The following is a 6,596-nucleotide window of genomic DNA, read 5'->3' on the forward strand; positions in this document are numbered from 1 at the left end:
GCCACACTCTCTATTGGCTTTCTTCGGTCATAATGACAATACCCTCGCCAGCTCGCAGATCAAATCCGAAAACCCTGATAGAACGAATACTCACTTCTCGTAAATACGGTCTCAACAACCTCGCTTTGCTTTTTACATTCGACGCTCCTTCACATTTTATAACTATACCATTTCGAAGCCGAAGAATAAACAATCGTTCTCCAACAACCTCAATTGCTTCCAGAGGATAATCAAAACTATTCTTCCAGGTGGTCACCAAAACGAGAACTTCTCTAAGCAAACCCTCATATTCTGAGGTGTACCGTTCCAACTTTTTAATCATGACCAGCGGTGACGATGAATCAATCCTACATGGCACTTCTACCCCCTCTCCGTCAAAACAAACCAATCCTGTCTTTCCCTCCAGGGCAACCTCAGGCTTTCGCTCTTCAATGGTAATTCGTAGAGTACGGGGGAAAACCTTTTCTACTCGGGCCCGTTTTATTCCGGGAAGTCTCTGCAGCACCTTTTCAAGTTCCCAGGAACGAATCCCAAAAATGTTTTTGCCTTTGAGTTCTTCGAGGCGGTCCATCAAACGTTGCCCTAAAAGATCACGGTTTGCATCGATTTCCAGAGTGGTTACTTCAAACATGGCACTTCGGAAAACCATGGCAAAAATTCCAAAGGAAACAAAACCCAGAAAAAGGTAAAAAAAAAGATTTCCTGGAAAAGCTTCGTTTTCTTCCAAATCATCTCCACACTTCCACTTCGTTCTCGAGCACAATACCCTTTCCTCGATACACTTCTCTCCGAATCCACTCCATAAGACTTTCAACCTGCAACGCCGTCGCTCCTCCTAAATTCACAATAAAATTGGCATGCTTGGGAGAAACCTGGGCTTGACCTAACCGCAAACCCTTAAAACCCATTTCCTCTATGAGGCGAGCCGCATAATCCCCTGGGGGGTTACGAAAAACGCTCCCAGCTGATGGCCATTCCAGGGGTTGGGCATTTTTCCGCAGTGACGAAAATGTTCCAATCATTTTCCAGGATCGATCTTTGGTCTGAGGAAAAAGTTTCAGAATCACTCTGAGAATTACCGTATTCTTTTGCTTCAGATTGGAATACCGATAGGAAAAAGAAAGTTCGTTCCGGCTTTTCCATTCTCTCTGACCTTTTTCGTTTCTCCACAAAATTTTCTCCACCAGATTCCCGATCTCTCCTCCAAAACATCCAGCGTTGAGGAGCACTGCTCCTCCCACCGTTCCAGGTACTCCAAATAAAAACTCACATCCTCCCAACTCATGCTGAATACAGAACTCAACCATCCTTTTTAATAGCACACCAGCTCCAATCTCCACCCTCGATTCATCAAGTTGTCTTAAATCGGTGAAATCTCCTCGCAAACGCAGAACCACTCCCCCAAAACCCAAATCACTCACCAAAATATTCGAACCCCGGCCCAGAATACGCCAGGGGATTTGATTCTCTTCACACAGAGCAATGACTGCCTCGAGGTGTTCATCGTTTTGTACATCGAGGAGGGCTAAAGCCTGCCCCCCAATTCTGAAGGTCGTAAAACACTTCATTTCTGGACACAATCTGATGCTCAAACCTCGTACCCGGCGAAATTTTTCCTCTACTCTTTCCCATTTTTCCCACAGAGCATTGCTCCAACTTTCCATACATCACCTGCACCCATGGTAATGATGATATCTCCTGCCCGCGAAGCGTTCCGGCATTCCATCGCCGCTTCCTCAAAATTTTCCACCAATCTGATTCCACGAAATCCCTGCGCGACCATCTCTCTATATACCAGTTCCGCCGAAATCCCGGCAAGGGGTTCTTCATTGGCAGAATAAATGGGGAGAAGAATAACCTGGTGCGCCTTTTTGAGTGCCTCGGCCATCTCCCGATAAAGCCTTTTTGTCCTTGTATACCGATGAGGCTGAAAAACCACAACAACCCTTCCTGTGGTAAAATTCAACGCCGCGTTCAAAACTACCTTCATCTCTGTGGGATGGTGCGCATAATCATCAACCACCAAAGCCCCCCGGAAAGTGCCAATCTTTTCAAACCGCCTTTTTACTCCTCGAAACGAAACTAAAGCCTCTTGAATGTGACAAGTCTGAACGCCCAGCTCGACCCCAACCGCGATACAGGCCAGCGCATTTTCCACATTATGGATACCAGGAAGATTTAAGTGGAAATCACCGATTTTGGTGTCCTTCCGAAAAGCCTCAAAGACAAACCCATCTCTTTTTTCAACTACAACCCTTCCGCGAAAATCGACCCGTTGATTCTCTATACCATAGGTCAAAATATTTGAAAGGCGCTTTTTACTCAGAATATCCACCACATTTGGATGATCACCACAGACCACCCCAAAACCACCAGTTTTAATTCCTTCCAAAAACATAACGAAGGCTTTTTTTTCCTTTTCGATATCTCCGTAAAACTCTATATGATCATCCTCAATGTTCGTAACCACGGCACAGAAAGGGGAAAGCCTCAAGAAAGAGCCATCACTTTCGTCAGCCTCAGCCACAAAGAGTTCCCCTTTCCCTCCTTTGGCATTACCACCAATATCTTCCAGTTCTCCCCCGATTAAAACCGTTGGTTCTAAACCGGCGGTTTCCAGGAGCAAGGAAATCATAGAAGTCGTGGTCGTTTTACCATGGGTGCCAGCCACAGCAATTCCTTTTTTGCGGTTAAGAAGGAAGGCTAACATCTCACCTCGCGGAATCACTAAAAGATTTAATTTTCTTGCTTCCTCCAACTCTTCGTTGTTCTCCGGAATTGCAGAAGAAACAACCACAGCTTCTGCTTGTCGCACCCGATCGCGGCTGTGCCCCACGAAAACCGTCACTCCTTTTGCTCGCAAACGGGCAATGGCTTCGTTTTCCACAAGATCCGAACCACTCACCCAGTACCCGGCTTCTTGCGCCAATAAAGCCAGACCACTCATTCCGGTACCACCGATACCGATAAAATGAAGACGAAGTGGTAATCGTTCCAAATCAACACGTACCTGTTCGACCAATCTTCTTTCTCCTCTCTCGCTGAGCGTCTCCCACGATCTCCTCAGCAATGATCGATGCTGCACGTTTCAAATATTGAGTGTCCTCAGAATAGCGATGCGCAGTAAGAAACATGGTGCGAATTTTTTCACCCAGAAGATCTGGACATAACACATGCTCTTCAATAATTTCCACCGGTTGGTGCCTCTGTAACCACAAGGCATTATAAACTTGATGAGATTCTGTAGCCTCGGCATACGGTACCAGAATGCTGGGTACACCAAAGAAAAAAAGTTCAAAAACGGTGTTTGCTCCCGCTCTACAGATGGCTAAATCTGAAACCGCATATACCATCCCCGGACAGGAAAGAAAGGGATAAACCCGATAAGGGAAAGAAAAACGCCTGGCTCTTTCTTCTACCCGGAAGAAATCCTCTTTCCCAGTTATATGAACCACCTGAATCGCGCTTTCATCCAGAAAATCCAGAGCTTGCAAAAAATTCTCATTGATGACTTCTGAACCTCGACTTCCACCCATAACCAGAATCGTACGACGTCCTGGCTCTAACATCAATCTTTTGCGCGCCTCCTCTTTTTTACCCCTCCACTCCATCACTTCCTCCCGTAAGGGGTTCCCCACCACCTTTACGGTTTTGCATCCTTCAAAATACGGAATCGCGTCCTGCGCAGCAACAAAAACCATTTTCGCCCATCGGGCTACAATCCGATTGGCAAGGCCGGGGTATATATTTTGCTCGTGAACGTAAATGGGAATGCGAAACCAACGCGCCCATATCCCCCCAAGCAGAGAGAGATAACTTCCCATAGCCAAAAAAGCACGGGGTCGGTAGCGCAAAAAATACCATCCTCCCAGTAAAAATCCTACCAGATTTTCAACCAAAAGGCGAAGAAATCTCCAATCAAAATGTCGATTCCAACCCCGAGCTACAAGATACACCATTCGAAAATCACTACTGCGCACAAGCTCTCTCTCCATGCCTCTTTTGGTTCCCAGAAAGATGATATCCCAATCCACTCGCTTACGAATCTCAAGAGCAATGCACAAGGAAGGAATTACATGACCTCCGGTGCCACCTCCAGCTATGAAAACACATGGCTTCATCGATTTTCTATCTCCCTCCGACCTCGGGCAATATTAAATAAAATCCCAATACTGGCTAGAAGAACAATTAACGAAGAATTCCCATAGCTCACCAGGGGAAAGGTAATGCCAGTAATGGGGAAAAGGCGTAAAACCGCACCCATGTTGACAAAGGCCTGCAGGACAATCATGGCTACAATCCCCATAGCGACAAGACAGCGAAATTCATCCTCTGCTCTCAGAGCAATTCTCCAGCCCCTCCAGAGAATTATGATCAAAAGAGCCACCAGGGATAAAGTGCCCAAAAGACCAAACTCTTCCCCTACAATAGCATAGATAAAATCGGTATGTCGATCAGGCAAAAAGAAGAATTTCTGCCGACTCTCGCCAAGTCCTCGTCCCCAGAGCCCCCCAGAACCGAGAGCGATAAGCGATTGAAGAATATGAAAGCCCTTCCCCAAAGGATCTTTCCAGGGATCCAGAAAAGCAACAAAACGATCTTTCCAGTACTCTTTTCCTCTCGCCAGAATCAGGAAAAGACCCGTAGGCATGAGAATAATCCAAACCAGAAAAAGATGCAGGACCTTTCCTCCCCCCAGAAAGAGCATCACAAAAGTCAACAACAGAAGAAACAGCGCCGTACCAAGGTTTGGTTCAATCAAAACTAAAAGACAGGCAATCCCCACCAGAATGAAAAACGGCACGACACCTCGCCAAAAATCCTCAACCCGATCCTGATGAGTGGCCAAAGCATCCGCCATATAGAGCACAATAACCAACTTGGCAAACTCGGAAGGTTGCAAACTAAAAACTCCCAGATTGATCCACCGGTTCACCCCCGCTCCCTGCCGGCCTACACCAGGAACGAAAACCAGCACCAGCAATACAAGTATAGCAAGTAACAGGAACCTGCTCCGTTCCCGTAGCCAAGAAAGCGGGAAAAAACTGGTAATCACACCGGTAATAAGCCCCAGAGCAACTCCCAAAAGATGCTTCCGAAAGAAATAGAAAGCATCCCCATACGCGTACAGTCCCGTGGTCATACTGGCACTAAAGACCATCACAATCCCAAATAAAAGTAAACTCATCACCGACCAGAAAAGCCACGAGTCGATTTCCCACCACCATTTTGCTCTTCCTTCCGCTCGAGCCATGGTAACCGAAACGTCTTTAAGCCAAATCATGGAATCACCTGATATACAAGCCTTCGAAAATGCTCCCCTCTTTCTTCAAAACTTTTATATTGATCCCAGCTGGTACAGGCTGGAGAGAGAAGGACGGTATCTCCTTCTTGTGCTAATTTTTTGGCCACTTCCACCGCCTCAGAAAGAGAGCAAACAAGATGCGGCAAAAGGTTTTTCGGGAGAAAACGTGACACCACAAAACGCGATGCACCATATACGATGACCTCTTTCACTTTACCAGAAGTAAAAACTCCAGTGAGTTCTGAGAAATCTTCAACCTTGGCTTTACCACCAAGAATGAGAACCACGGGACCCCGCACGGCTTCGACAGCAACCTTTGTCGCCGCAGGAGTGGTGGATTTTGAATCATTGAAATAATGAACCCCGTCCACGCAACCAATCCATTCCAAACGGTGTGGTAAACCACGAAAACTCTCTACCGCTCGAGCAATCAGCTCTTCACGCACCCCGACCGCCTTCGATACAGCCACAGCCACAAGGAGATTTTCCCAATTGTGTCGACCTGGCAGTGAAAGTTGCCTCAAACAGAGAATCTCCCGGTCATTCACTCCAGCCTCTCTTATGGCATCCTCCCACACATAAAACCCCTCTTTTAACTTTCCAGACACAGTTACGGGAATAATCTGAGCTCTCAGGTTTTTTACCAGACGGGTTGACCACCATGGAGAAGTGAAATTCACCACAGCCACATCATCCCGTCTCTGGTTCTCAAAAATTTTTTGCTTCGCCCGAAAGTACTCTTCATGAGTCTGGTGATAATCTAAGTGATTTGAGAAAAGGTTTAGGAACGCTGCAACATGGAAACGAGCCCTCGTGGTACGCCCCAACTGGAAGCTACTCAACTCCACGACTCCCCAGTCCCACCGCTCCTCTGCTTCCAGACTCTCAACAAGGGCAGTTCCAAAGTTTCCACCGACAAAAACCGAAAAATGAGCTTCTCGAAGAATATGTCCAATCAACGCCACGGTGGTGCTCTTCCCACAGGATCCCGTAACACCGACAAGGGGAAAAGAAATGAAACGAGCTGCAAACTCAATCTCACTTACCACCGGTATCCCTTTAGCCACAAGAAACGTAAAAAGAGGATGGCAAGGAGGAAAACCAGGACTGGCGATGCACTCCTCTACCGCAGAGAGTTCAAAACCGGCCAATTTCGATGATGGAACAAATTGAAAGCGAGCATGATTTTTCAACTCATCCGGAATCGATTCCCAGGACACCTGATCATCAGTGGCAATGACCCGCTCTCCACGATTTAAGAGATAACGAGCAACAGCATACCCAGTTTTGC

The 6,596-nt window shown here is 46.8% G+C and carries 6 protein-coding genes; all 6 read right to left on the bottom strand.

Annotated features, from left to right (window positions below; genetic code table 11):
- Positions 1-10 precede the first annotated feature (10 nt).
- On the bottom strand, positions 11-727 hold the full coding sequence (locus ABDK92_04345; protein MEN3185852.1) for an FtsQ-type POTRA domain-containing protein: 717 nt from the start codon (positions 725-727) through the stop codon (positions 11-13).
- 1 nt (position 728) lies between these two features.
- Positions 729-1,664: a UDP-N-acetylmuramate dehydrogenase gene (gene murB / locus ABDK92_04350; GenBank protein MEN3185853.1), complete on the bottom strand. Its 936-nt coding sequence runs from the start codon at positions 1,662-1,664 to the stop codon at positions 729-731.
- Positions 1,619-3,022, bottom strand: coding sequence for a UDP-N-acetylmuramate--L-alanine ligase (gene murC / locus ABDK92_04355; GenBank protein ID MEN3185854.1), 1,404 nt, complete (start codon positions 3,020-3,022; stop codon positions 1,619-1,621). Before murC ends, murB begins: the two co-directional genes overlap by 46 nt.
- Positions 3,000-4,121, bottom strand: coding sequence for a UDP-N-acetylglucosamine--N-acetylmuramyl-(pentapeptide) pyrophosphoryl-undecaprenol N-acetylglucosamine transferase (locus ABDK92_04360; GenBank protein MEN3185855.1), 1,122 nt, complete (start codon positions 4,119-4,121; stop codon positions 3,000-3,002). The genes murC and ABDK92_04360 overlap by 23 nt, the downstream gene beginning before the upstream one ends.
- Complete coding sequence (gene ftsW, locus ABDK92_04365; protein MEN3185856.1) at positions 4,118-5,284, bottom strand: putative lipid II flippase FtsW; 1,167 nt, start codon at positions 5,282-5,284, stop codon at positions 4,118-4,120. The genes ABDK92_04360 and ftsW overlap by 4 nt, the downstream gene beginning before the upstream one ends.
- The coding region (gene murD, locus ABDK92_04370) for a UDP-N-acetylmuramoyl-L-alanine--D-glutamate ligase (GenBank protein ID MEN3185857.1) at positions 5,281-6,596 on the bottom strand (1,316 nt) is incomplete at its 5' end. The genes ftsW and murD, both read right to left, overlap by 4 nt.

Source organism: Atribacterota bacterium (assembly GCA_039638595.1).
GTDB classification, from domain to species: domain Bacteria; phylum Atribacterota; class Atribacteria; order Atribacterales; family Caldatribacteriaceae; genus Profundicultor; species Profundicultor thermophilus.

What these genes read in the sequence shown, in the direction of transcription:
- ftsW (MEN3185856.1), bottom strand. Translation starts at nt 5,284, where the DNA reads ATGATTTGGCTTAAAGACGTTTCGGTTACCATGGCTCGAGCGGAAGGA.
- murB (MEN3185853.1), bottom strand. Translation starts at nt 1,664, where the DNA reads ATGGAAAGTTGGAGCAATGCTCTGTGGGAAAAATGGGAAAGAGTAGAG.
- ABDK92_04360 (MEN3185855.1), bottom strand. Translation starts at nt 4,121, where the DNA reads ATGAAGCCATGTGTTTTCATAGCTGGAGGTGGCACCGGAGGTCATGTA.